The sequence below is a fragment of the Rhizobium sp. 11_C7_N12_5 genome, from assembly GCF_051811145.1.
Lineage (GTDB): Bacteria > Pseudomonadota > Alphaproteobacteria > Rhizobiales > Rhizobiaceae > Rhizobium > Rhizobium lusitanum.
The window spans coordinates 408,052-433,470 of record NZ_JBPWPY010000002.1 but is presented as its reverse complement, the minus strand read 5'-3'; the positions used below and the strand labels follow the sequence as shown (position 1 = coordinate 433,470).

The 25,419-nt window shown below is 60.0% G+C and carries 24 protein-coding genes and 2 pseudogenes; 8 read left to right on the top strand and 18 right to left on the bottom strand.

Annotation, left to right across the window (positions count from 1 at the left end; all coding sequences use genetic code 11):
• The 6 genes from AB8B29_RS21145 to recX all read right to left on the bottom strand — a co-directional run bounded on the left by AB8B29_RS21145 (nt 1) and on the right by recX (nt 5,907).
• A complete protein-coding gene (locus tag AB8B29_RS21145; RefSeq protein ID WP_037192356.1) occupies nt 1-870 on the bottom strand; it encodes an ABC transporter ATP-binding protein in 870 nt (289 codons plus the stop codon).
• Nucleotides 860-1,828, bottom strand: a complete 969-nt coding sequence (locus tag AB8B29_RS21140; protein WP_037192359.1) for an ABC transporter ATP-binding protein — start codon at nt 1,826-1,828, stop codon at nt 860-862. The genes AB8B29_RS21145 and AB8B29_RS21140 overlap by 11 nt, the downstream gene beginning before the upstream one ends.
• Before the next feature lie 11 nt (nt 1,829-1,839).
• Nucleotides 1,840-3,447 carry an ABC transporter substrate-binding protein gene (locus tag AB8B29_RS21135; protein ID WP_051963303.1) on the bottom strand — a complete coding sequence of 536 codons (1,608 nt, stop codon included), beginning with the start codon at nt 3,445-3,447 and terminating at the stop codon, nt 1,840-1,842.
• 82 nt (nt 3,448-3,529) lie between these two features.
• A complete protein-coding gene (locus tag AB8B29_RS21130; protein ID WP_037193160.1) occupies nt 3,530-4,579 on the bottom strand; it encodes a LacI family DNA-binding transcriptional regulator in 1,050 nt (349 codons plus the stop codon).
• 112 nt (nt 4,580-4,691) lie between these two features.
• On the bottom strand, nt 4,692-5,267 hold the full coding sequence (locus AB8B29_RS21125) for a DUF922 domain-containing Zn-dependent protease (RefSeq protein ID WP_037192362.1): 576 nt from the start codon (nt 5,265-5,267) through the stop codon (nt 4,692-4,694).
• Between the two features lie 103 nt (nt 5,268-5,370).
• On the bottom strand, nt 5,371-5,907 hold the full coding sequence (recX, locus tag AB8B29_RS21120; RefSeq protein ID WP_037192365.1) for a recombination regulator RecX: 537 nt from the start codon (nt 5,905-5,907) through the stop codon (nt 5,371-5,373).
• A 259-nt stretch (nt 5,908-6,166) separates the two neighbouring features.
• Here recX and AB8B29_RS21115 point away from each other — a divergent pair.
• Nucleotides 6,167-7,197, top strand: a pseudogene (locus AB8B29_RS21115) (aldo/keto reductase).
• Between the two features lie 85 nt (nt 7,198-7,282).
• Here the strand turns inward: AB8B29_RS21115 and AB8B29_RS21110 are convergent.
• Nucleotides 7,283-8,317: an aldo/keto reductase gene (locus tag AB8B29_RS21110; RefSeq protein WP_037192367.1), complete on the bottom strand. Its 1,035-nt coding sequence runs from the start codon at nt 8,315-8,317 to the stop codon at nt 7,283-7,285.
• A 93-nt stretch (nt 8,318-8,410) separates the two neighbouring features.
• Here AB8B29_RS21110 and AB8B29_RS21105 point away from each other — a divergent pair, with 93 nt between their 5' ends.
• Complete coding sequence (locus tag AB8B29_RS21105) at nt 8,411-9,313, top strand: LysR family transcriptional regulator (RefSeq protein ID WP_037192369.1); 903 nt, start codon at nt 8,411-8,413, stop codon at nt 9,311-9,313.
• A 61-nt stretch (nt 9,314-9,374) separates the two neighbouring features.
• On the opposite strand, the gene AB8B29_RS21100 is transcribed toward AB8B29_RS21105, so the two are convergent.
• The 4 genes from AB8B29_RS21100 to msuE form a co-directional block, all read right to left on the bottom strand.
• Nucleotides 9,375-10,034, bottom strand: a complete 660-nt coding sequence (locus AB8B29_RS21100; RefSeq protein ID WP_037192372.1) for a peroxiredoxin — start codon at nt 10,032-10,034, stop codon at nt 9,375-9,377.
• Between the two features lie 114 nt (nt 10,035-10,148).
• On the bottom strand, nt 10,149-10,733 hold the full coding sequence (locus tag AB8B29_RS21095; RefSeq protein WP_037193174.1) for an RBBP9/YdeN family alpha/beta hydrolase: 585 nt from the start codon (nt 10,731-10,733) through the stop codon (nt 10,149-10,151).
• 65 nt (nt 10,734-10,798) lie between these two features.
• Nucleotides 10,799-10,975, bottom strand: coding sequence for a hypothetical protein (locus tag AB8B29_RS21090; protein ID WP_439006706.1), 177 nt, complete (start codon nt 10,973-10,975; stop codon nt 10,799-10,801).
• A 62-nt stretch (nt 10,976-11,037) separates the two neighbouring features.
• Nucleotides 11,038-11,598: an FMN reductase gene (msuE, locus tag AB8B29_RS21085; RefSeq protein ID WP_037192376.1), complete on the bottom strand. Its 561-nt coding sequence runs from the start codon at nt 11,596-11,598 to the stop codon at nt 11,038-11,040.
• Nucleotides 11,599-11,907: 309 nt separating this feature from the next.
• On the opposite strand from msuE, the gene AB8B29_RS21080 reads away from it, so the two are divergent.
• Nucleotides 11,908-13,347, top strand: a complete 1,440-nt coding sequence (locus AB8B29_RS21080) for a family 16 glycosylhydrolase (protein WP_037192379.1) — start codon at nt 11,908-11,910, stop codon at nt 13,345-13,347.
• A 29-nt stretch (nt 13,348-13,376) separates the two neighbouring features.
• Here AB8B29_RS21080 and AB8B29_RS21075 read toward each other — a convergent pair whose 3' ends face one another.
• The 5 genes and pseudogenes from AB8B29_RS21075 to htpG form a co-directional block, all read right to left on the bottom strand.
• Nucleotides 13,377-14,687: an HlyD family type I secretion periplasmic adaptor subunit gene (locus AB8B29_RS21075; RefSeq protein ID WP_037192381.1), complete on the bottom strand. Its 1,311-nt coding sequence runs from the start codon at nt 14,685-14,687 to the stop codon at nt 13,377-13,379.
• 2 nt (nt 14,688-14,689) lie between these two features.
• On the bottom strand, nt 14,690-16,423 hold the full coding sequence (locus tag AB8B29_RS21070; protein WP_439006705.1) for a type I secretion system permease/ATPase: 1,734 nt from the start codon (nt 16,421-16,423) through the stop codon (nt 14,690-14,692).
• 341 nt (nt 16,424-16,764) lie between these two features.
• Nucleotides 16,765-17,538, bottom strand: a complete 774-nt coding sequence (locus AB8B29_RS21065; protein ID WP_037192386.1) for a siderophore-interacting protein — start codon at nt 17,536-17,538, stop codon at nt 16,765-16,767.
• Nucleotides 17,539-17,859: 321 nt separating this feature from the next.
• A pseudogene (locus AB8B29_RS21060) lies at nt 17,860-18,157 on the bottom strand (PIG-L deacetylase family protein); the annotation flags it as partial.
• Nucleotides 18,158-18,342: 185 nt separating this feature from the next.
• Nucleotides 18,343-20,229 (bottom strand): molecular chaperone HtpG, encoded by a 1,887-nt coding sequence (gene htpG, locus AB8B29_RS21055; RefSeq protein ID WP_037192388.1) that lies wholly within the window; start codon nt 20,227-20,229, stop codon nt 18,343-18,345.
• A gap of 511 nt (nt 20,230-20,740) precedes the next feature.
• Between htpG and AB8B29_RS21050 the strand changes: the two genes are divergently transcribed.
• The 5 genes from AB8B29_RS21050 to AB8B29_RS21030 all read left to right on the top strand — a co-directional run bounded on the left by AB8B29_RS21050 (nt 20,741) and on the right by AB8B29_RS21030 (nt 23,165).
• Complete coding sequence (locus AB8B29_RS21050; RefSeq protein ID WP_037192391.1) at nt 20,741-20,950, top strand: cold-shock protein; 210 nt, start codon at nt 20,741-20,743, stop codon at nt 20,948-20,950.
• A gap of 449 nt (nt 20,951-21,399) precedes the next feature.
• Nucleotides 21,400-21,639, top strand: coding sequence for a 30S ribosomal protein S21 (rpsU, locus tag AB8B29_RS21045; RefSeq protein ID WP_037193176.1), 240 nt, complete (start codon nt 21,400-21,402; stop codon nt 21,637-21,639).
• Nucleotides 21,640-21,686: 47 nt separating this feature from the next.
• Nucleotides 21,687-21,917 carry a hypothetical protein gene (locus AB8B29_RS21040; protein ID WP_037192396.1) on the top strand — a complete coding sequence of 77 codons (231 nt, stop codon included), beginning with the start codon at nt 21,687-21,689 and terminating at the stop codon, nt 21,915-21,917.
• Between the two features lie 661 nt (nt 21,918-22,578).
• Nucleotides 22,579-22,761, top strand: coding sequence for a hypothetical protein (locus tag AB8B29_RS21035; RefSeq protein WP_047554688.1), 183 nt, complete (start codon nt 22,579-22,581; stop codon nt 22,759-22,761).
• Between the two features lie 230 nt (nt 22,762-22,991).
• Nucleotides 22,992-23,165 (top strand): hypothetical protein, encoded by a 174-nt coding sequence (locus AB8B29_RS21030; protein WP_092573627.1) that lies wholly within the window; start codon nt 22,992-22,994, stop codon nt 23,163-23,165.
• Between the two features lie 79 nt (nt 23,166-23,244).
• Here the strand turns inward: AB8B29_RS21030 and AB8B29_RS21025 are convergent, their stop codons facing one another.
• Both AB8B29_RS21025 and AB8B29_RS21020 read right to left on the bottom strand, forming a co-directional pair.
• On the bottom strand, nt 23,245-24,078 hold the full coding sequence (locus tag AB8B29_RS21025) for an alpha/beta fold hydrolase (RefSeq protein ID WP_092573628.1): 834 nt from the start codon (nt 24,076-24,078) through the stop codon (nt 23,245-23,247).
• Nucleotides 24,079-24,385: 307 nt separating this feature from the next.
• The gene (locus AB8B29_RS21020) at nt 24,386-25,384 is read right to left on the bottom strand and encodes an alpha/beta hydrolase (protein ID WP_037193182.1); all 999 of its coding nucleotides are present in this window, start codon (nt 25,382-25,384) and stop codon (nt 24,386-24,388) included.
• Between the last annotated feature and the right edge of the window lie 35 nt (nt 25,385-25,419).

Here is a 25,419-nt window from a genome sequence, read left to right as displayed (position 1 = left end):
TCAGAGCGTTTCGAGAACGGCGGCTGCCTGCCGCATCTTGTGGCGACGTCCGCGCGGAACGGCAGACAGAAGCTTTGCCGTGTAGGGATGATCTGGGTTTGCGAAGACCTCCTCGGTCGGGCCGGTCTCGACGATCTGCCCAGCCTCCATGATCGCTACGCGATGCGAGACATGGCGGACCACCCGCACGTCGTGGCTGATGAAGAGCAGCGACAGGCCGCGGGCGCGCTGCAGATCGAGCAGGAGATTGAGAACCTGAGCCTGCACCGAGACATCGAGCGCCGAGACCGGCTCGTCGCAGAGCAGGATCTTCGGCTCGACGATTAGAGCACGCGCGATGGCCACGCGCTGGCGCTGGCCGCCCGAAAGCTGATGCGGGAACTTCTGCAGGGCGGAGACCGGCAGGCTGACGGCCTTGAAGGTCTCGGCGGCGCGGTCGGACCGGCTCGACGGATGACCGATGCGGTGGATCGCCAGTGTCTCCAGCATCTGGTGGCCGACGCTGCGCCGCGGATCGAGCGCGCCCAGCGTATCCTGTGAAATCACCTGCAAATGCCTGGCCAGCCCGCGCCGGTTCGGCTTCATTAAGTCGTCAAAGGATTGGCCGAACAATTCGATGGCGCCTGATGTCGGCATCCGGTCACCGCAGAGAAGGGAGGCGAGCGTGGATTTGCCGCAACCGGACTCCCCGACCAGACCCAGCGTCTCGCCGGGCTTCAATTCCAGGCTCACATCCTTGATCGCGTGAAATCCCTGGGCTCGCCCAGGCCAGAGGGAGAAGCCGGGCGAATAGGAAAATTGCAGATTGCGGGCGGCGAGCGCGAGGCCGGCTTCATCCCCATTCGATGGGATTGTTTTCTCAAGCGTCATGGGAGCTCCATGGATTGAAGCAGGCAAGCGAAGCCCTGCCGGCGATCAGCGGCGGAACGGCCGTCGCGCAATGGGTCTCGACCCGCGGGCAACGTGGAGCGAAGGCGCAGGCCAAAGGCTTGGCATCGTGCAGCTTCAGCTCGCCTGGAATATCGGCGAGCTTCTCGAGCGGCTTGCCGCGGCCCGGCATCGCCTCCAGCAGCAACCGCGTATAGGGATGGCGCGGATTGTCGTAGAGATCGTCCGTCCGGTTGATCTCGACCAGCGAGCCCGCATACATGACCGCGATACGGTCGCAGACCTCGGAAACCAGATCGAGATCGTGGCTGATGAAGATCATCGGGATGCCGCGCTCGCGCACTGCCTTGACCAGCAATGCCACGACCTGCGCCTGAACGGTGACGTCAAGCGCGGTGGTCGGCTCGTCGGCAATGATCAGCCGCGGCTGCATGGCAAGCGCCATGGCAATCATCACGCGCTGGCACATGCCACCGGAAAATTGCGCGGGATAGGCATTGTAACGCGTTTCCGGCTGCGGAATGGCGACCTCCGCCAGCAGCCGCAGCGCCTCGGCCCTGGCTTCGCTTGCGGACAGGCCGGCGCTGACAGCCGCTTCGGCGATCTGGGAGCCGATCGTGCGGACCGGATCGAGACAGGAGACGGGCTCCTGAAAGATCAGGCCGATGGGCGGCAGCTTTGCGCGCGCCATCCCGCTAAGCTCCGCAGCATCGTACATGGCATCTTCGAAGGAAATATAGCCGGTGGCACTCGCCGTCGGACCCAAGAGGCCTGCAAGGGCAAGACAAGTCATGCTCTTGCCCGACCCGCTCTCCCCAACGATGCCGAGGATTTCACCCTCGGCAAGGTCAAAGGAGACATTGTTGATCGGATGAACCCGGCCCGCGCCCATTCTGAACGAGACACTCAGATTGTCGACCGAAAGAATGGGCGTTGCCATCGCGACGATGCTCAGCTCTTCTGCTCTTCGAAGGCAAGGCTGCCGGCACCAAGATCCATCTGGAAGGCCGGCAGCGGCTGCCACTTGATGCCTTTGCGGATACCGAAGAAGACGGCATTCTGGTGCAGGACAGTCACACCCGGATCCTGCCACTCGATCAGATGCAGCATGTCGCGGAAGATCTTGGCACGTTCGGCCGGATCGACGGCCTGCTCCATCTTCGCGCCCAGGGCGTCGAAATCCGCATTTTGCCAGATCTTGAACGAGTTCAACGAGCCGGCCGAGCTGAACTGCGTGAAGAAGGAAATATAGGGGTCGGGGACCTGCCCGGTGCTCGACCAGTTGCCAGTGGCCCGGGTCGACGAGTTTTCGAACAGCTTGCCGCTTTCGACGAACTTCATCTTGGCGTTGACGCCGACGGCCTGCCACATGGCGACGACGGCCTGCGTAACGGGATTTTCCGCCGTATAATAATTGTTCTGCGAGCGAATCTCGATTTCTTCGCCGTTATAGCCGGCATCCTTCAGGAGCTGCATCGCCTGATCCGGATCGTACTTGTAAGCCGGATAGTCCTTGAGATAGACGGGACCGTAGAGTTCGAACTGCAGGCCGTTCGGCACTCTGGTGCGGCCGTTCCAGATCGTATCGACGATCGCCTGACGGTCGATAGCGAGAATGAGTGCCTGGCGTACGCGCGGGTCCTTGAGCGCCGGATTGTTCTTGTCGAAAAACAGGATGCGGTGATTGGGAACCGGACCGCCGACGATCTCATGGCCGGCGCTGGCGGTCACGACCGCAAGCTGATCCGGCGGCAGGTCCGTCGCGATGTCGTAGTCGCCGGCGAGCAGTCCGGCGATGCGCGAGGAGACTTCCGGGACGATGCGCAATGTCACGCGCTTGGCGGCCGGCTTGCCGCGATAAGCCTGATCATGCGACGCGAGGATCACATTTTCATTGGTCGCATAGCTCTCGACCTTGTAGGGGCCGGCGCCGACCGGCTTCTGGCGCCATGTGGTCCAGTTGCCGCCGTTCTTCTGCCAGGCGTCCTTGCTGATGACGACGGCGGCATAGGATGCCAGGCGCTGCAGGAAGATCGGATCCTGGAATTTCGTGATGAAGCGAACCGTCAGCGGATCGACCACCTCGACATGATCGAGGCTGGTGAAATTGGTGCGATAGACGGGGTAGCCCGGCGCATCCTTGTTCAGGAGCCGCTCGGGGCCGAAAGAGAAGGCGACATCCTCAGCCGTCATCTCGCGGCCGTCGTGGAAGATCACGCCCGGACGCAGCTTCATTTCCAAAATGGTCGGCGAGACCCAGGTCCAGGATACCCCAAGATTGGGCTTCACCGAGAAGTCGCCGCGCATGTCGAGCGCAAGAACCGTCTCGTGAATGGAATAATTGTTGCGGAAGGCGACGTTGCTGGCCGCATCGACAGGCTCTTGCGATACCGGATTCTGCTGAACCGCGATGCGAAGCTCGGGTCTTTTGTCATCGCCATCCCCAGCGGAAGCAGACAGTGCCGGCACGAAGACGGAGAGTCCTGCCGCCGCTCCCATGAAAAGCGTCGTGCGGCGGGTAATGGCCATATTGAGGCCGGTGAGCAGGGTATCGGACATCGGCACGCTCTCCTGTTAAGGGCTTGCACAAACGTTTGCGCAAATAAGAAAGGACCACTTGCGCTCAAAACTGTCGTTTCAACTACGCAAGGGAGAATGGCCGCAAACTAGGGGAGCACGATGACGCACGTATGACAAGTTCAGGCGGTACGAAGCGCATCGGGCGCTTTGTAATGCGTGCTTCCAGTGGAAGATTCGACAGCTCAACCAGAAGGTCAAGCGAGGCTTCGCACAGCGAATCCGTCGGTTGTGCCACTGTCGTAAGCGGCGGCGCCCAATAGGCTGTGTCGGGCACGTTGTCATAGCCTACAACGGATATATCGGCGGGAATCCGCAGCCCGATGTCGCGCAGAAATGCAACGACCTCGATCGCAAGGCCATCGCTCCCACAGATGAGGGCCGTCGGATGCGTCATGGGCGAAGCCAGGATGCTCTTGAACGCGTCACGATCGCTATCATTCCTCTCGAAGGAGATGACATCGCCGACGATGGCACCCGCGCTGCCGCCAACCACGTCCTGATAGATCGACAGGCGATCACGAAGCGCGCTGCGGCTCACGCGGTAGACGAAGGAGATGCGGCTGTGTCCCAATCCCGTCAGATGGTCGAACAGCAGGGTCATGCCATGACGGTCGTCCGTCACGACTGCAGGCAACGGACCGGTCAACCCCGCGCCTAGCGTCACATGCGCCTTGCCCATGCGATCCAGATGATCGCAAAGGGCCTGCTGACCGGGGAGATCGCTGACCATGATCACGCCGTCGAAGAAATCCTCCTGGAACAGGCGTAGCTGGCCGGCGACCTCGCCAGCCTCCGCCTTCGCCTGCGCGACCAGCAGTTCCACCCCTCGCCGCTGAGCCGCCGCCTGAAGGCGGCTTGTCAGATGCGGCTGATAGTGACCCGAAAGACTGTTGACGATGGCACCGAACACACCGGTTCTGTGCGTTCTGAGCGATGTCGCCAGCCGGTTGACGACATAACCGACACTGTTTGCCGTCGCCCTGACGCGTTCCTGTGTCTCCAGGCTGATGCGGCTATCGGCATGACCGTTGAGGACGCGGGAAACCGTCGTAGCGGAAACGCCGGCCAGCCGCGCAACCTCAAGAATACCGATTCTCCTGGGTGTTTTCATATCGCCTTGCACAACCTCTTCCGCCCCGGGCGTGACAATGGCGAAAGGTCGATATCGGGGCAAGCGGCGGAGACGACAATAGCGTTGCGAGCTTCGATATCTCTGTCGCCGCCTATTCTTCCCTCACCAGTTTCAGAACGAGCTGCTGGAGATTGCCGCCGTCGCTGAATTCGACCTTGTCGAAGTCGACGTTGCGCTGCCGCTCTTTCTTGGAAATCTCGCCAAGCCGCTTCGTCAACTCCACGCGAATCCTGCTGCATTTCGGGTCGTCGGGCACGGAGAAGTCGACGCTCATGGTCTCGATTTCCTTGACCATATCCTTGATGAACCCACCATGCACCCGCTCATGCGCCTCGACGCCGGCAATGAACTTCTGCCAGCTTCTGCGCGTCGAGGCCGGCAGTCGTGCCGAGGGTTTCGGCAATGTGTAGGTGATGATCACCTTGGGAATGTTGACGGTGATCATGCAGGCGCCATCCGGCTGCGGCTCGTATTTGCGGGTCCAGGTGAGCTTGAAATCGGTATGGGCGATCGCCCGCACCTTGGGGCCGAGCAACGGACCCCGCTCGCCGATCGAATCATAAAGTTCGGCGCCGGACGTTCCAGTAATTGCATAGGTCTTGATGATCTCGACAGGCTGCCAATCGGCATAGGCAGGCATGGGCAGAAAAGCGATGCATAAGGCCATCGCGGACAATCGAATAGCTGATCTCACAAACTTCCCCGTGCACGCTGCTCTCAAGCGCGGCAAGCTAGCCGGTGACCCCGGCTATTTCAATGAGTGTCAGGCCTCAGAATGCAGAGGTCGACTGCAGCACCTCTTCGGCGTCCTGACGCTCCATATCGAAAACCTTCTTGCCGACCGCAAAGCTGAAGCCGTTGCGGGCGAAGGCGGACAATTCCTTTGACTTGCGCCTCTCATCCAGATCACCGCGTCGAAAGGGGCCGAAGCCGCGCTTTCTGGCAAAGATCACGGCCGCGTGGAGATCGTCGACCTCCTCCACTGCGGCGACGACCGTTTCACTATGTATCCCCTTGGACGCGAGCTTGAAGGCGATGGCTTTCTTCGATTTGCCGGAGCGAGCTGCGGAGCGCGTGCTGATCTCGGCGTAAACGACATCATCGAGTACTTTCAGCTCATAGGCGAATTTGACGGCAAAATCGGCAAGCGCTTTGATCTGCGCATCACTGATACCCTCGAATTTCTGTTTCGCCTTTCTGGCGATCGCATCGAACAGCTGCTTCTCGGTCATCATCCGGCGTTCGAGGCGATAGATCGTGGAGTTGCGCGCCCAGGAGAGCATGCGGCTTGTCGGCGTTTCATCCATGAAGGAAGACATTCGGCGAAAGAGGAATCATCACGGAGAATTTTACGCAAGCCAAGTCGTCCAGGCAATGAATGCGCTTGGTTATCATGGGATGATTGGCTATTGTATTGCTGTGGCCTCGACGCTGGAGTGTCGGGCGCCATACGTCATCGACGGTGGAGGCCGTCTCAACCACGACATCGCTATGGATATCGGAGCCCCCGGCTCTGCCGCTCGCTTTTGCGAATCGGGTGCCGTCGCTCCGTCAGAGGAGACAGGAATGGATTATCGCAAGCTCGGCCCAAGCGGGGCCGTCGTAACCGCCTACTGCCTTGGCACCATGACTTTCGGCGCGGAAGCGGACGAAGCCGCATCGCACAAACTGCTGGACGATTACTTCGCCTGGGGCGGAAATTTCATCGACACCGCGACGTCTATAGCGCCGGCAAGTCGGAAGAGATCATCGGGCGCTGGCTCAAGGCGCGTCCGACCGAGGCACGACAGACCGTCGTCGCCACCAAGGGCCGTTTTCCGATGGGCAACGGCCCGAACGACATCGGCCTCTCGCGCCGGCACCTCGGGCAGGCTCTGGACGACTCGCTGCGCCGTCTCGGCATCGACCACATCGATCTCTATCAGATGCATGCCTGGGATGCCTTGACCCCGATCGAGGAGACGCTGCGCTTTCTCGACGATGCGGTGCGCGCCGGCAAGATCGGGTATTACGGCTTCTCCAACTATGTCGGCTGGCACATCGCCAAGGCCGTCGAGATCGCCAAGGCGCACGGATACACGCGGCCGGTCACGCTGCAGCCGCAATATAATCTGCTCGTACGCGATATCGAGCTTGAGATCGTCGACGCATGCCTGGATGCCGGCATGGGCATGCTGCCCTGGTCACCGCTGGGCGGGGGCTGGCTGACCGGCAAATACAGGCGCGACGAGGCGCCGACCGGTGCTACCCGGCTTGGCGAGAACCCCAATCGCGGCAGCGAATCCTATGCACCGCGCAACGCGCAGGAGCGGACCTGGGCAATCATCGCTGCCGTGGAAGAGATCGCCAAGGCACGCGGCGTCACCATGGCGCAGGTCGCACTGGCCTGGACGGCTGCGCGGCCGGCGGTGACCTCCGTCATCCTCGGTGCCCGCACGCGGGAGCAGCTTGCAGACAATCTCGGCGCTGGCGAGCTGAAGCTGTCGGAGGCGGAGATGGATAGGCTGAACGAGATCAGCGCACCGCAACCCGCCGCCTATCCCTATGGCGAGAGCGGCAGGAACCAGCGCCATCGCAAGATCGAAGGCGGCCGGTAAAATATAGTTTGGCGGCGAAGAGAGATCGTTCTTCGCCGCCAGCTTTTTCCTTGTCCCAGTCTCGGGCAAGCACAAGGGCTGCCGGTCAGACCAGCGGCGGATTGAGCCTGGCAAAGCCCTCCTGCCGTCGATATGGGAAATAAGGATAGGGCGCGGCCACGGCGCTGACCCGGTCCAGCTTTTCGATTTGCTGCTTGGAAAGCGCCCAGCCGACCGCACCGAGATTTTGTCGCAGCTGCTCTTCGTTGCGCGCGCCGATGATGACGCTCGCAACGGTCGGCCGGCTCAGCAACCAGTTGATTGCGATCTGCGGCACGCTCTTGCCGGTTTCGGCAGCGATCTCATCCAGAGCATCGACGATATCGAACAGCTTTTCGTCATCGACCGGCGGCCCGAAGGATGCTGTTTCGTGCAGACGGCTTTTCTCCGGCAGCGGCTGACCACGGCGGATCTTGCCCGTGAGCCTGCCCCACGCGAGCGGGCTCCAGACCAGCGCGCCGACATTCTGATCCGCGCCGAGCGGCATCAGCTCCCATTCATAGTCGCGGCCTGCAAGCGAATAGTAGACCTGATGGGCGACATGGCGCGCATATGAATGCCTGTCGGAGACGGAAAGCGATTTCATCAGCTCCCAGCCGGCAAAATTCGAAGCGCCGATATAGCGGATCTTGCCCGCCTTCACGAGACCGTCAAGGGTGGAAAGCGTCTCCTCGATGGGCGTCGAGGCATCGAAGGCGTGCAACTGCAGCAGGTCGATATAGTCAGTGCCGAGACGATGCAACGCAGCGTCGACCGATTTGATCAACCGGGAACGCGAAGCGCCCCAATCACCCGGTCCATCCCCCATCGGCAGTGCAGTCTTGGTCGAAATCAACACGGCGTCGCGCCGGCCCCGGATCGCCTGACCGAGCACCTCTTCGGAGGCGCCGGCCGAATAGACATCGGCGGTGTCGAAGAGATTGACGCCCGCCTCGAGGCAGATATCGACGAGACGCCGCGCCTCCGTCGCGTCCGTCGAACCCCAGGCACTGAAGAGCGGCCCGCTGCCGGCAAATGTGCCGGCTCCGAAACTGAGCACGGGCACTCTCAAGCCGGAAGCACCAAGATTTCTGTAATCCATCGTCTGTCTCCTTTGGTTCTCCTCATAGATAGACGCTTCGGCAGTGATGATATAGATTGTCGGAAAGAAACTAATTTGTGATTTCAATTCATCATGAGCCGTCAGGACATCAATCGTTCCGGTGAAATGGAGGTCTTCGTCCGCGCCGTCGAGCTCGGCGGCTTCACCGCCGCCGCTAAGGCCTGCGGCATGACCCCTTCAGCCGTGAGCAAACTCGTCGCGAGGCTAGAGAAGCGTCTCGGCGCGCGTCTCATCAATCGCTCAACGAGGCGCCTGCAGCTGACGCCCGAGGGTTGCGGCTTCTATGAGCGCAGCGTGACGATCCTCGCCGATATTGGCGAGGCCGAACGCCATGCTTCGGCAGGCGAGCAGGTTGTAGGGCATATCCGCATCAACACCAGCGGCTCCTTCGGCAATCATGTGCTCGCTCCACTCGTTCCCGCCTTCATGGCGCTATATCCTGATGTCTCGCTCGAGGTCTTTCATACCGATCGGATCGTGGATCTGATGGAAGAGCGGGCAGATGTCGCAATCCGCGCCGGCCCGCTGAAGAGTTCCAGCCTCACCGCCCGCAAGCTCGGCGCGACGCGTAAGATGATCGTTGCATCGCCGGATTATCTACGGCGGCATGGTGTGCCGCGCTCACCCGCAGAGCTTGAAAGGCACTGCCGCATCGGCTTTTCCTATTCGCGGGCGATCGAAGACTGGCCCCTTCAGTCCGGCAGCCAAATGATGACACTTCCGGCGACGCGCAACCTGCTGGTTGGCGACGGCGAAGCCATGCGCCACCTTGCGCTTGCGGGCGCCGGGATTGCGCGCCTCGCCGCCTTCACGGTCAAGGCCGATCTTGATGCCGGCCGGCTGCTTCCGGTGTTGGAAGAGCTCAACCCGGGCGATGTCGAGGAATTCTACGCCGTCTATATCGGCCAGGGTGGCCCCCTGCCGGCGCGGGTGCGGGCGCTCCTGGAGTTCCTGCGCGAGAATGTCAGGCTATGAAAAGGCGATGCGGCCCCTGAGGTCGCATCGCATCGATTGGTAGTCGCGCCAACGTGGCGACTTAGGCAGTCGGCTGCCGGGTCTTGCGCAGATAGGGCAATACCGTATCGAACGAGCCGAACCGGCTGATGGCGTCCTCGTTGGAAACGGCGGCGGTGATGATGACATCTTCGCCCTGCTGCCAGTTTGCCGGCGTCGCGACCTGGTGCTTGGTCGTCAGCTGGATGGAGTCGATGGCGCGGAGAATTTCGCCGAAATTGCGCCCGGTCGTCATCGGGTAGGTAAGGATCAATTTGATCTTCTTGTCCGGGCCGATGACGAAGACCGAGCGAACAGTGGCGTTGTCGGCGGGGGTGCGCCCCTCGGAGCTTTCGCCGGCACCGGCCGGCAACATGTCATAGAGCTTGGCGACTTTGAGGTCCTTGTCGCCGATCAGCGGATATTCGACCTCGAAGCCGGTCGCCGTCTTGATATCGCTCTTCCACTTTTCATGACTTTCGACCGGATCGACGGAAATGCCGATGACCTTGACGCCGCGCTTGGCGAATTCCCGCTCCAGGCCTGCCATCGCTCCGAGTTCGGTCGTGCAGACGGGCGTGAAGTTCTTCGGGTGGGAGAACAGAACAGCCCAGCCGCTGCCGATCCAGTCGTGGAAGTGAATTTCCCCTTGCGTCGTCTCTGCGGTGAAATCGGGAGCAATATCGTTGATACGCAAGCTCATTACCCTACCTCCAAAATGTGATCCTCGTCGCATGCCTTGGATTGCGAGCAAAGGAAACGGTCAAAAAGTCGACCGCACAATGGCGTCGAATGGCTCTCATGGGAAGCCCCTCTTTCAAGGGAGCGCCGTGATTGCAAGCGGAAGTCCTTGCGGCCGGCGATGCCTCGTGCGCGCCTTCAGCATTTCCAGAAACCCGTAGCCGCTTGGCCATCGTCCAAACCCGCTGGCGATATTGATGTGCCCGGCAAGGCCGATGTTGCGGACATCGGAATTCCAGAGCCGGCCGAACATGGTCAGGCGGTCGAGCCTCATATAGATGTCGTTGAGGCTGCCGATCGTGATACTAGGGAAAGGCAGCGCCTCCGTCGGCATCGTGCCGAAGGAAAGATGGCCGGCGTGAAGCGTCTCGGTTGCGGGAATATCGCAAGGAGCGACGAGAAGTGCTCCTTTGACCCTTCGCGCAGCCGGGCGACCGGCCAATCTCGCGGTCAGCAGGCAGCCCAGGCTATGGGCAACGATATAGGCTTCGCCGGCCTCTTCCAGCGCCGCCTCGAGGCTTTCCATCCAATTGCCGAGATTGGGATGGTCCCAATCGTCTTGCTCCACGAGCCGAACATCAGGATGATCCTGCAGCCAATAGCGTTGCCAATGCCCCTCGCCCGATCCGAACAATCCGGGCACGATCAGCACTCTGCTCATGATACCCTCGCAGCCGATTTCAGCGAGAACCGCAATCCGCGACACAAAACCAAGGGCGTGTCCCTTCAATACCAGGGCGCCAGCGTGGAGCACCAATAATAGAGCTCATACTCGCGCGCGGAAGGCTCCCGGCCGTCGCTTGCGATCGGCGCCCCTTGTACGGGCACAAGCCCATCCCTCTTTCTATCCAACGGAAAGAAGCCGAAAATCGTCTTCAGGCGACTGATGATACTAGATCTCATGCAACCCTCCATCTCGTTGAATTCCAGGCTTAGCGCTTGCAGATCGAACCGCCTTTCAGGCACTATTCCGCGGCAACAAGCACCCTCACCGGATGCGGAAAGAAGGCGGCAAGCTCGCCGACGACTTCATTGATCCGGTTGGCGAGCGGCTCCGAGGAAACCTTGTAATCGGTGAAATCGCGATCCGAGGCATAGACCGCAGTCGGCAGCGTATGGGCCATGAAGAAGCCGAAGAGCGGCCGTAGTTGGTGCTCCACCATCAGCGCATGCCGGTCGCCTCCGCCCGTCGCCGTGATGATGATCGGCTTGGCGCGCAGTTCATGAGGATCGATAAGGTCGATGAGATGCTTGAAGAGCCCCGGATAGGATCCCTTGAAGGTCGGCGAACCGATGATCAGCGCATCCGACGAGACGATATCGTCGATGACGCTCTTGGCTTGATCGTCAAGATCCTTGCGCCATTGCGCTGCGCCGAGCGAGGGACCGACATCGTGCAGGTCGTAGACCTTGCTGGCAAACCCATATCGGTCGCTCGCCAGACCGGCGACGGTCCGAACCAGCGCGTAGGTCTTTGATGGCCGATTGAAGCTGCCGGCGATGCCGACGAGTTTAGGGGCGCTCATTCTTATTCCTTTCCGAACGTCGGGCACGCTTTCGATAATGCGAATATTGTCCACAAAATTGATAGATTAAAAGAAACGACGATCTCTCGTTGGTCGCAAAACCGAAAATCTCTTCCCTGCTTGTAGGGGCTGCCCGTCCCGGGTGATCCAAAATGCGCGATGCCCAGCCATTTCACTCATATCGCCGAAAAACTTGTCGCGCGGGGCTGGGCGAAAAAACAAAGCACGCTATCTGAGGCACATGAGCGTGGAGGAATATAATATCAGGTCTGTGGAGGAGACAGCCCGGCACAAAGGAAGAGGTTTGCGATGCCCAATTCGGTTCTGAATGCCCTAGGACAGCCGCTTTACTACAGCGATACGTCGACGGGTTTCTTTTCGGCCACCGGCTCCGGCCCTACGCTCCACGGCACCGCCGGAAATGATTCCATGTGGGGTGACAACACCGTCAACGTGACGATGATGGGTGGCACCGGCGACGATATCTACTATCTCTATTCAAGCATCAACCACGCCTACGAGGCGCCCAATGCCGGTGTCGATACCATCAACACCTGGATGGACTACACCCTGCCGGACAATTTCGAAAATCTCACGGTGACCGGCAACAACCGCCATGCCTATGGCAATAGCGCCGACAACATCATCACAGGCGGCAGCGGCAGCCAGACCATCGACGGCGGCGCCGGCAACGACGTGCTGACAGGCGGCGGCGGTGCCGATACCTTCATCGTCACCAAGGGCAACGGCAGCGATCTCATTACCGACTTCAGCGCTGACGACAAGGTGCGCCTCAACCAATACGGTCTGACTTCCTTCGATCAGGTCGTCAGCCATACCAGCCAGGATGGCGCCAACCTGCATCTCGATCTCGGTAACGGCGAAAGCCTGGTCTTCGCCAACAAGACGGTTGCCGATCTGCACGAAAATCAGTTCCAGCTCGGATTGGACAGATCCTTGCTGACGCAAACCTTTTCAGACGATTTCAACGCGCTCTCGCTGCATGAGGGAACACAGGGCACCTGGGACGCGAAATATTCCTGGGCACCGGACAAGGGCAGCAGCCTGAACGACGAGCTGCAATGGTACATCAACCCGTCCTATGCGCCGACGGCATCGGCAAATCCGTTTTCAATTTCATCCGACGGTGTTCTCACCATCACCGCGAAACCGACGCCCGACGCATTGAAGACAATCACCGAGAACCATAACTACACGTCCGGCGTACTGACCACCCATTCCTCCTTCTCCCAGACCTACGGGTATTTCGAAATGCGCGCCGAGATGCCGCATGACCAGGGCGTCTGGCCGGCCTTCTGGCTGCTGCCGGAGGATGGCTCCTGGCCGCCGGAACTCGACGTGGCGGAAATGCGTGGCCAGAACCCGAATACGGTCAACGTCACGGTTCATTCGAATGCCACCGGCGAGCACACGATGACGTCCATTCCAGTGGAAGTGCCGAGCACCGACGGCTTCCACAATTACGGCGTGCTCTGGGACAAGGATCAGATCACCTGGTATTTCGACGACGTCGCCGTCGCCCATGCCGCCACGCCCGCCGATATGCATGGTCCGATGTATATGCTTGTCGATCTCGCCGTCGGAGGCCTGGCGGGCACGCCGTCGGACGGGCTCCAGCACGGATCCGAAATGAAGATCGACTACATCAAGGCCTATTCGCTGGACGACCATGCAGCGCAACTCGCCGCCTCGGCCCAAACAGCCCATACGTCGGATTGGCATATCTGAGAAGATCAAGGGTGCCTCACGGCGGCACCCTAATCCTCCTTGAATGCCCGCCGGATCTGATCGGTCATCGGCTTCGTCAGATAGGCCAGAATGCTTCTTTGGCCTGTCTGCATGAAAGCCTCCACCGGCATGCCGGGCAGCGGCGTCAGTTTCCCCAGCCGGTCCCATTCCTGTTTCGGCGCCCTTGCCCGCACGATATAATAGCTCTGGCCCGAACGCTGATCGATCGCCAGATCCGCCGAGACCGTCTCCACATGCCCGTTCAGCTCCGGCGTAATCCGCTGATTGAAGGCGGGAAATCGCAATGAGACCGGCTGCCCGACAGCGATCTGATCGATATCCTGCGGCGCGAGCTTCAGCTCGGCCACGAGCGCATCCTTGTCGGGGACGATCTGCAGGATCGCTTCGGCCGGCGAGATGACCGCGCCTTCGGCATGGATGCCCAGCTGATCGACGATGCCCGCCTGCGGCGCCCTGATGTCGATCCGCTTCAGATCGTCCTCGGCGGCGACCAGGCGTTCCGAAAACTGGCCGGTATCACTCTCCGCCTGGCGCAATTGATCGGAGACCTGCGAGCTCTGATCGGCATCGATCTGAAGGATCTGCAGTTCGGTTTCCGCGATCTTGCCCCTGGTCTGGGCAATCGACGATACGAGATTGCCGAGATCGCCGTTCAGCGAGGCGCTTTCCCGCTGCAGAGAATAGACCTTCGTCGCCGAAATGATGCCCTGGTTGAGCAGCCCCTCGAGGCTGCCAAGCTCCTTGCCGATCAGCGCAATCTCGCTCCGCTTGCCCTGCTCCTGCGCCGTAAGCCCCTCGATCTCCTGCTTCAGCTGCTGAATTCGTTCGCGCAGCTGCGATTTCTGGCCCTCGCGTGAAGCCTCCCGGTCTCGAAAAAGCCGCCGCTCACCGTCCAGAATGGCCCCGACATCCTCGTTGCCGACAGCAGTGAGCAGATCGGCCGGAAAGGCGATCTCATCCTTGCCGTCGCGCTCGGCGACCAGACGCGCCGTGCGCGCGGACAGTTCGCTGAGGCGCTTGCGGATGATGGCGAGATTGGCTCTGGTTTGCGTATCGTCTAGCCGCAGGAGCACCTGGCCTGCACCGACATGATCGCCGTTCTTCACGAAGATCGCGCTCGCGATACCGCCCTTCAGATGCTTCACCGGCTTCACGTAGCTGTCTACGACCAGGCTGCCGGAAGCAATCACCGCGCCGGAAATCTTCGTTGCGGCCGCAAGGCCGCCCATGACGCCGAACAATAGCAGGATGGCGGCCACCACGAGCAGCGACAGACGGCGGATGGCGCGTTCGGTTGAAGGTGATGCGCTGTCGTTCATCCTCATACTTCTCCGCCAGCAATCGCAAGGGCTGCCGTCTCGACCTGCTTGGGCGGGGCGCCGAGTATCTCCTTCTTCGGCCCGAATGCCTGCATCTGGCCGCCGGCAACGATCATCACCTTGTCGGCGGCGGCAAGCGCACTCGGCCTGTGAGCGATGACGATGGCGATGCCGCCCCGCTCCCGCACGCCCGTCAGCGCGGCGGTCAGGCCCGTCTCTCCTTCGGCATCCAGGTTAGAATTCGGCTCGTCCAGGACCACCAGGAATGGATCCCCGTAAAGCGCGCGCGCCAATGCGATGCGCTGCCTCTGGCCGGCCGAAAGCCGTGAGCCGCCCTCGCCGATCACCGTATCGAATCCATCGGGAAGCTTGACGATCATGTTGTAGACGCCAGCAGCCTTTGCAGCTGAGATGACCGGCTCGGGCTCCATATTCTTATCGAAACGGGAAATGTTGTCCGCAATCGAGCCGTCGAAGAGAGTGACATCCTGCGGCAGATAGCCGATATGCCGGCCAAGTTCGTTCGGCTCCCATTGCGATAGCGCTGCCTTGTCGAGCCTGATGGTGCCGATCGCAGCTGGCCAGAGACCCGTGATCGCGCGCGCCAGCGAAGACTTGCCCGATGCACTCGGACCGATGACGCCCAGCACCGTTCCCGCCGGTACTTTGAACGAGACGTTGCGCAGGATGAGATCGCGGCCGCCCGGAGAGGCAACACTGATATTCTCGACGCTGAGTTCGCGCGCCGGTGCCGGGAGGGTGAGAGCATGCTGCTCGGCAGGTGCGACATCGAGGAGCGTCGCAAGCCGCGTCCAGCCCTGGCGCGCGGCAACGAAACCCTTCCATTGACCGATCGCAAGCTCGACGGGTGCCAGCGCCCGCGTCACCAGGATCGAGCTCGCGATGATGATACCGCCCGTCGCCTCCTGACGGATGACAAGGATCGCGCCGACCGCCAGCACCGCGGATTGAAGCATCATGCGCGCCATCTTTGCCGCGATCGTCAGCGCTCCGACGATGGAGCCGGCAGCCGCCTGATGCTTCAGGTAATCGTCATTCATGACAACCCATTTCTCGGTCAGCCGGCCGGCAAAACCCATTGATATCGCCGCCTCCCAGTTCCGCCGTGCCGCCTGGGCAAAGCCGAGACGCAGGGCGGAGGACTTGGCGGCATCCAAGGCCGGCCGTCGCGACAATATTTCCGCGAGCAAGGTTATGCCGACGAGCAGGATGGCGCCGCATAGGGCCGTGACGCCGATCCAGACGTGGAACAGGAAGCAGAGGATCAGGTAGAAAGGCATCCAAGGCAGGTCGAAAAGCGCCGTCGAGCCGCTGCCGGACAGAAACGAGCGGATCTGCTCGAGATCGCGAACCGATTGCAACCCGTCATCCGATGTCTGCCTTTGAGTCGGCAGGAACAGAAGCGAGCGGAAGACCTTTCGGTTCAACCGCTCATCCAGCGACGTGCCGATGCGCGCAAGCAGCATCGAACGCAGCAGTTCCAACACTCCCTGGAAGAGGAACAGGGTTGCGACGATGATGACGAGTCCCGATAGCGTCGGCAGGCTGCGGCTGGGAATAACCCGGTCGTAGACCTGCAGCATGAAGAAGGAGCCGGTCAGCGCCAGCACGTTGATACCAACACTCGCAAGCGCAATGCTGAAGAAGGCCTTGCGCAGAGACGACAACATCAGCGAGGCGAATGTTTGCGGCGGTTCTTTCGGGACGGCAGGCACTTCGCTTTGATCCTCAATATCGGCCGTCGCGTGCGGCAGGGGTTTGCGCGACGTTCGTCGGCACCGCCTCCCGCTCGGCGCCTCGAACCTGTAAATTGGCCGGCGATGACTTCGTCACCATTTCCGCTTCGCGCCTAACCTTCGGCGATTCCACGCAATTTAGGAAGTCGAAATCTGCCCCGGCTTCAGTCTCGGTGAACTCAATCTTAGCATTGAGCCCCTTGTCCTTTTACGGGACAGCTGTGCCATCAGATGGGGCAGGAACATCTGCCGGCAAGATGAGCCGGCCTTCATATCAGGATTGGCAGGCGGTTTCTTGCAGCCGCCTGCCATATCGACACCTAGTCGAATTTCTCGGTCGCGTCCGCCTTGCCCTTGACCCAGTAGCCGGATGCCTTGATCCAGCTCAGCGGATAGCCGCGTTCTTCGACGAAATAGGTCCGCAGCGCACGCGTCACCGAGGCTTCAGCGGCAATCCAGACGAAGGTGCCGGGCGCAAGCTCGACCGATTGGAGAACGGCCATCAGCGCAGACGCGTCGGTCGCCTCCGACAGGGGCCGATGCGCCCAATGAGTCTCCAGCTGGGCGTCGGTTTGAAAGATCTGGTGCTCGGCAGCGTCCGCAACCGCCATGATGGCCGTGATCCGCACATCGCTGCCTGCCTCCTCTATGCGACGGCCGATGGCCGGCAACGCCGTCTCGTCGCCGACGAGCAGCCAATTCTTGACGTCGTCGGAGATTACCGCAGAGCCGCGGGGACCGCCGATCTCCAGGCTGTCACCGGGGCGGGCGCCGAGTGCCCATTGAGTGACAGGTCCTGCTTCATGAATGGCAAAATCAATGACGAGCGTGCGGGCATCGGTATCGTAGCGGCGAGGCGTATAGTCGCGCCGCACCATCTCTTCGCCAGGGCCCGGCACGAGAACCTTGATGTGATCGTCGGGCGCCAGGCTGACAAAATCGGCAAGGTCTTCCCCGGCAAGCTCGATGCGCAGCATGCCGGGCGTCATCTTTTCGACGTTGGAGACGGTCAGGGTACGCCGCTTCAGCTCATGGCGCACACGCTCGATCTTCGGAACCGAACTATTCGGATTTGAGGTTTGGGGGTTATCCATCTGTGTCCCTTCGAGGCTCTTAAACCTTGATCCGCAGGACATAGCCGCGCAGACCGAAGCCGCAGAGCCGTTCGATCATACGCGTTGAGTGACGTTAACGCTTACGTGGCCGGGCGACACCCGGCCATTTCGGGTTCCTCTATAGGAGAAGAACGCGCGGCGCGCAATAAAAAGCTTCAAACGAAACTCAAGTTTATGACGTCGGAAACACGCGGCCATCGAACATTTTTCGCGCTGTCCTGACCGTTCCCGCCCCATTGACGGCCGCCCTCGTCGAGGTCCAGGAAAACCTCCATCAGGCCCGCCGGATGTTCGATAAGAGATCGCATCGGCCAGGCAGTATTTGCCTTCGTCCGTCAGGCGCAGCGGATAGTCGCCGAGGTCGAAGCTGATGAGATCGTAGACGCCGAGCGCCTTTGCCGCCTTTTCCGATTCCGCCCGTTGCGCTGCCTTGACCCGCTCCAGCGTCATGCCCGGCTGCTTCCGGAGCTTTGCCGACTCGCCGCGCTCGTCGAGGGACAGGCAGACGACGGTGACCTTATAGCCCGCTCCGCATGCAGCGCGATACGAAGTCAGCAGCATGCGCGCTGATAACAAGTGCCGTCTTTTCTTCCGACATGGGAAACTCCTTCCGAACGACAGCGATTTCACGCCGCGCGGCGCAGTTTGCCAATTCGGACCTCGTGCCCTGGCGATAAGTTTTGGCTATAGCGACCCGCTCTGTCGAACGTATTCAGCCTTCCCGACCGCACTCGAAAGATCCGGGCCGGCACGACCTCATCAAAGTCGTGCCGGCCCTTTCGATTACTGGAGAGCCTTTTCCATCACCCGCGCCAGACGCTCGGCGAAAGCGCGCGGATCGGCCGGCTTGTCACCATCAAGCACGCGCGCCTGATCGAGCAGCAGGAATGCCGCATCGTCGCGCAGCGACGGTGCATCGACCTTGGCGGCGATAGCCTTGACGACCGGGTGATCCATATTGATTTCCAGGATCGGCTTGGCGCCGGACTGCAAGCGGCCGGCCCCCTGCAGGATCTTCTCGAGCTGCCGGTCGTAACCCTGTTCGGAGGCGACCAGGCAGACAGCGCTTTCGATCAGGCGATCGGACGCGCGCACGTCCGACACCTCATCGGCAAGCTTTTCCCTGGCGAAATCGATGAAGGCCTGCACTTCGGCGGGAGCGCTTGCGCTTTCCGCCTTGTCTTCGTCCAGCTTCTTGAACTGCGCGAGATCGGCGGAGCCCTGGGTGATCGACTTGAAGCTCTTGCCCTCGAATTCCGGCGCGTTCGTCACCCAGAAGCTGTCGACGGAATCCGTCAGCAACAGCACTTCGATGCCGCGGGCGCGGAAACCTTCGAGCTGAGGCGATGCCTTCAGCTGATCCAGGCTGCCGCCGACGAGATAGTAGATCGACTGCTGGCCTTCCTTGGCGTCCTTGACGTAATCGGCAAGCGAACGGTAGCCATCGCCGGAGGCGGTGGTGCGGAAGCGCGACAGCGCCAGCAGTTGCGTGCGCCGCTCGAAATCCTCGTAGAGGCCTTCCTTGATCAGGCTGCCGAAATTTTCCCAGAGCTTCAGGAAAGCATCCTGGTCGCTTTCAGCCAGCTTCTCGATCGCCGTGATGATACGGTTGGTGACACCCTTGCGGATCGCCGACAGGATCGCGCTTTCCTGGATCATCTCGCGCGAGACGTTGAGCGGGAGGTCGTTCGTATCGACAAGACCGCGCACGAAGCGGAGATAGCGCGGCAACAATTCCGCCTCGTCGGTGATGAAGACCCGCTTCACATAGAGCTTCATGCGGCCTTTGCGATCCGGATCGGAGAGATCGAATGGCTGCGAGCCCGGCACGAAGGCGAGGGCGGAATATTCGTGGCGGCCTTCGGCGCGGAAATGCACCGTCAGCGCCGGCTCGTCATACTGGCCGGAAACGCCGCGATAGAAATCCGTATATTCCTCGCTGGTGATGTCGTTCTTCGACTTGGTCCAAAGCGCGGTGCCGTCGGTCAGCTGCGTGGGCTCGGCGCCGGGCGCCTCGACGATCTTGATCGGCACCGGCACATGGCCCGACTGCTCCTTGACGATGCGCTCCACCGTCCAGCGCGATGCATAGCTCTTGGCATCGTCCATCAGATGCAGCGTGATGCGCGTGCCGCGAGCGGGAGCCTCGGCCACATCGATCGGGGCGACGCTGTAGCCACCCTTGCCGTCGGATGACCAGAGCCAGGCTTCCTCCGCGCCGGCGCGGCGGGAGGCGACGTCAACCCGGTCGGCGACCATGAAACAGGAATAGAAGCCGACGCCGAACTGGCCGATGAGCTGGGCGCCTTCGCCCTGCTTGTTGGCCTCGATGCGCTCCATGAAGGCGCGCGTGCCCGAGCGGGCGATCGTTCCGAGCGCCTCGATCAGCTCGTCGCGGCTCATGCCGATGCCGTTGTCCTCGACGACGAGCTTGTTGCCGTCGGCATCGAGCGTCAGCAGGATGCGGCTGTCGGGGTCGTTGGCGAGCAGCGCGGGCTCGGCGATTGCCTCATAGCGCAGCTTTTCGCAGGCATCGGCCGCGTTCGAGATCAGCTCGCGCAGGAAGACGTCCTTATCCGAATAAACCGAGTGAACCATCATATGCAGAAGGCGGGCAACGTCAGCCTCAAAGACGTGGCTCTCAGCGGTGTTTTCTGCGGTGGTTGTCATGTGCGTCTAGTCTCCTGGGAATATTGAAAGTCGCGCCGAACAGGTGGCGGAAGATGAGGCAAATTTCAAGCGGGCGTTGTCGCTTCATGCGCTAGCGGCCAGATGATTTTCGCTCTCATCCGACACAACCGTCCATCCGGCAAATGTTCCGGCCGCGCGACCCGCAACGTCGCCTGCCAGCCGGTCGCGGCTCCTGCCGTACCGATACCCGCGGGATCGTCGACACATGCCTTGCGACCGCGGCCGTGGGTGTAGCGAACACCCCATCGCGATTGTAAATCAACGGTTATTTTCATTTATTGTATCGGAGCGGCTGCCGGTTAAAATCGTCGGCCATAAATGCAGCCTTGCCTTTGCCTTGTTTCAGCCCTATGTTAATAATGTCGATCTTGCTTGATGATCTTTGTTAACGCGGAAGCGTAGCCGAATTTTCTTTCAATTTTGGTCGTGATACTGCGGCAAATGGTTTGTCGCGGAGCGAAATTCTATGTCTAATTGAAAGGAAATTGTCATGAGCTCTGGAACTGTAAAGTGGTTCAATAGCGCCAAGGGTTTTGGCTTCATTCAACCTGAAGACGGCGCAACGGATGTGTTTGTTCACATTTCCGCTGTGGAGCGCGCAGGTATGAATTCTCTCGCCGAAGGCCAGAAGGTCGATTACGAACTGGTTCGCGATCGCAAGACCGGCAAGAGTTCTGCCGACAATCTCAAAGCTATCTGATTGTCATTCGTCATGCTGACCACGGATGTACCGGCAGCAAGGATCGAACTGGCAGGGAAAGGTCGGGTAATGCCCGGCCTTTTGTATTTCTGCGGCCCATCAGCGAGGGGATGCCATGAGCAGAATGAAGTTTTCGGCTGGAGACGTAGTGGTCTTGAAAGCGGATCTCACTCGGCTGAAAGCAGCCCCAAGGACATGCCGCATCATAAGCATGCTCCCCTCCGACTCCGCCGAGGCATATTATCAGGTTCGCTTCACGCATGAGAGCTTTGAACGCCGCATCTCGGAGGCGGACATCGAGCAGCTTTGCGCGGATCCAGTTGCCGACAGCCAAAACTCCACATCCGCAAGACCGGAGCCTTGGCTGAAACCCCTTACTGCGGGAGGCAAAAAACAAGCCTTCAGATAGGGCGCGGAGCGACATGCTGTGCGCTACGGAAAGGTATGATTTGCAAGTTTTTGTAAAAGACAATGATATTGATCAAGCATTGCGCGTACTGAAGAAGAAGATGATCCGTGAAGGCATTTTTCGCGAAATAAAAGTGCGTTCAGCCTTTGTGAAGCCATCCGAGCAGCGTGTTCAAGAGAAAGCGCAAGCCATTCGCCGGCACCGCAAGCTGATGCGCAAGAAGCTACAAAGAGACGGTCTGCTGCCCAAGAGCACCCGAAGCCGGACCCAAAGTCGTTAATCTTCGACAACCCTCCCCAATTTACTGCTGTGCGCGAAGGAGCGATCATGACAGCCACCAAGGACCAATTCTTCAAGAAGGCTGCGTCTCTCACCAACGACAAAGCCGCGACCACCACCAGCATGGCAAAATCCATCGTGGCGGCGGAAAACTCCGCCCGGGAAAAGAAAACCGAGGCGCTGCGAACTCTTCGCCTGCAACAAGAAGCCACGGAAGAACCGAAAACGGCCACCTTGGTAAAGGAAAGAAAAAAGCCCATCCGGCGTGGCCGGGCGTGACATTGCGGGAGAATATCGCCTAACCATTAAGGGACAAGGCAATCTCGCCTGCGCGCGCTAGAAGCCCAGGCGTTCACGTCTTTCCATGTCCTTGACATTAAGAATGGCGCAATAGGCCTTTGCTTCCTTCTCAGTCAGAACGTTCAGTATCCAATGCGTGGGCTCCGCAGCCCTTCCCGTGAAGACATCGTACACTGTCCAGGTACAATCACGCTCCTCACGAACGCTGTATCTGAATGTAAGCTTCGACATGGGCCACCGAGAAGGATGGGGCGGAGCAATTTCCGTGTCGCATCGATCTCAAGTAGTTTATCAGCCATTTAAGTTTCGGAGAAGACGGATACTCATCATCTCCTTAGCTGCATCGAAAAAACGTCCGGAAACTCCCTATGGACGCCTAATAAATCGAAATAAATTTCTCTAGTACTTGCATTCGACGGAATGACACCCCACATCTACAAAGTAACATTGCTGGTGAGCGCTAACGAAATTTGACGCTCGCGATGTTTTAGTCGTTTTCCTCTTTTGACCACGGATGTACTGGCATTGGTGCGAGGGCGATGTGAGGAAGGTCGGCGCGGTTTCGCTCCGGCCTTTTTTGTTGCCGGCAGCTCCAGGAGGCAACATGAGTGCATTTAGAGTCAATCGGTCAGAGCAGCGCTTGTCCAGAGCCGAAAAAGCGGCGATTGCCACGAATGATTCAGCACGGACCATCATTCAAAACGAAGTCGTTGCGCGTGAAAGCAAGACGGAGCGCCTTCGCCAGGCAAGATTGGCCAAGGAAGTGTCGGACCCATCCGTTGAGAAGCCGAAGCAAAAACAGGGGCGCAAGCTGAAAGGCTAGTAGACCGTCAACGTCCGAATTGGAAAAGACGACCGCGACACTCTTCTAAGCATTTGATTGGCTACGAACGTCAACCCCATTCACTGGCGTTGCAAGTCCGGGACATTCCGCAGAGCAGTCGGAATATGCTCGCCCTATATTCGGAACCCGAGAGCGCTGGGCGCTCACCGCCATAGGCTTGACTTATTGCACTCAATATGAGAACATAAAGTGAACATATGGAGATGTCCATGACCAAAGCTGAACAAGTCATTGAGCGTGCCATGACCTTTGTCGCGGTCTCGAAGGCGCTTCGGGAGCGCGAGCAGAAGCGGCTCGCCAATTGGAAACGCCGCGTCGACATCAGCCGGCCGCTACCACCCTTGCCGCGTGCCGTTCAGCTTTCATTGAAACTTGATAGCTGAAGCGGCAGGCGTGGTAACAGCACCCGGCCGGCTGTGAAGCGCCCGCCGGAAGGCGGGCGCTTCACTCTTCGGGGGATCTTTAAGCCTTGAAGAACGCCAGCAGATCCGCATTGATGATATCCGCATGCGTGGTCGCCATGCCGTGCGGAAAGCCTTTGTAGACTTTCAGCGTGCCGTTCTTCAGCAGCTTGATGGACAAAAGGGCCGCGTCCGCAATCGGGACGATCTGGTCATCATCGCCATGCATGACCAGCGTCGGCACCTCGATCTTCTTCAGATCCTCAGTGAAGTCCGTTTCCGAGAAGGCCTTGATGCAGTCGTAATGCGCCTTGGCGCCCCCCATCATGCCCTGACGCCACCAATTATCGATGACGCCCTGCGAAACCACCGCACCGGGGCGATTGAAGCCGTAAAACGGTCCTGACGGAACGTCGCGGAAGAATTGCGCGCGATTGGCGGCAAGCGCCGCGCGGAAGCCATCGAATACCTCCAGCGGCAGGCCACCGGGATTCTTGTCGGACTTGACCATGATCGGCGGCACGGCGCCAATCAGCACCGCCTTGGAAACCCGGCCATGACCGCCATACTGCGCCACGTAGCGGGCGACTTCGCCACCGCCGGTCGAATGGCCGACGTGAATGGCGCCTTTCAGGTCGAGATGCTCGGCGAGTGCGGCCACGTCGGCAGCATAGGTATCCATCTCGTTTCCGGTCGCCGTCTGGCTCGAGCGCCCGTGGCCGCGGCGATCATGGGCGATAACGCGGTAGCCCTGATTGAGGAAAAAGAGCATCTGGGCGTCCCAATCGTCCGAGCTCAGCGGCCATCCGTGATGGAAGACGATCGGCTGGCCTGTTCCCCAATCCTTGTAGAAGATCTGAGTTCCGTCCTTGGTGGTGATCGTGCTGCTGCTCATTGTGTCCTTACCTTTCGAAGATTGCTTTGCAGAGGCTTGTGCAGGTTGAGCGAAGGGCATGACGGCGGCGGCGGCAAGGCCTAGTCCGGCGGTCATAACGCCACGACGGGTAGCTTGATTGATCGACTGGCTCATTTCAATCTCCACTTATAATATATTGCGCGATTTATTATCGCAATATCATTATGCATAGAGCACTCGCCGCGCGTTGTCTACAAAAAATTTATCTTACGATTATATCGTGCGATAAATAATTATAGGATACTCCACGAAACCCAATCGGGCCGCATACGATTGTACGCCAAGACTATTGCGCGGGTTTGTCGACGAAATGCGAAATCGCGAATTCCGCCACTCTCCCATTCGACTTCCTGGCATCCTCGAGCCAGAATGGGAAAATCTGCCACTGGTGAATCATGCCAGGCCAGATTTCCAGGGCCACGTCTCCGCCCGCCTGCCGCACCTTGTCCGCCAGCCGCACACTGTCATCCAGCAGCGTCTCCCGCGAACCCACCTGGATCAGCAGGGGTGGAAAGCCGGCCAAATTGGCATAGAGCGGCGATATCTCGGGATCGACCGGTGATCGGTCGGCAACATAGGCATTGTGGATGATGGTCAATTCCTCCTTGCCCATGAACGGGTCACGGGAAGCGTTTGCAACCAGTGACGCCCCCGTCGCGGCGAAATCGGTCACCGGGCTCATGGCAACCACTGCCGCGGGAAGCGCTCCTTTGAGGCGAAGCTGGTTCAGGATAATCTCGATGGCCAGGGTTCCGCCGACCGACTCTCCCGCAATGACAATGTTTCCGGCCTTGTATCCTGACGACAGGAGCCAACGATAGGCCGCCACCGCATCGTTGATCTGCGAGGGAAAACCGTGTTCGGGCGCGAGACGATAGTCGATGAGCAGCACATCGGCAGACGCCCCCTTGGCAAGCGAGGCGGCAATATTGCGGTGTGTCCGCAGCGAGCCGCTATAAAAGCCCCCTCCATGCAGATAGAGAATGGCACGCCTGCCGATTCCATAGTGCAGCCGTGCCGGCCAGATCAGATCGCCGGCAACGCCGTTGGCGTCAACCCGGCGAATCTGCACCCGTGTCGGATCCGGCGTCGCTGCCATCAGATTCTCGAAGTCGGCACGCCGCTGCAACAGGTCCTTGTCGGCCATGGCACCGCTGTCGCGCAGCGCTTTGATCAGCTTCTCGATCTGCTCGCCCGATGCCTTCGTCTGCTGCCCGACCTCAAGCGCGTGAGCTTCTGATGCCGGCAGCATCGGCGAGAAAACCGCGGCGACCAGAATGTTCATCGCCATGGCAAAACGGGGAATGCAGCGAAATGATC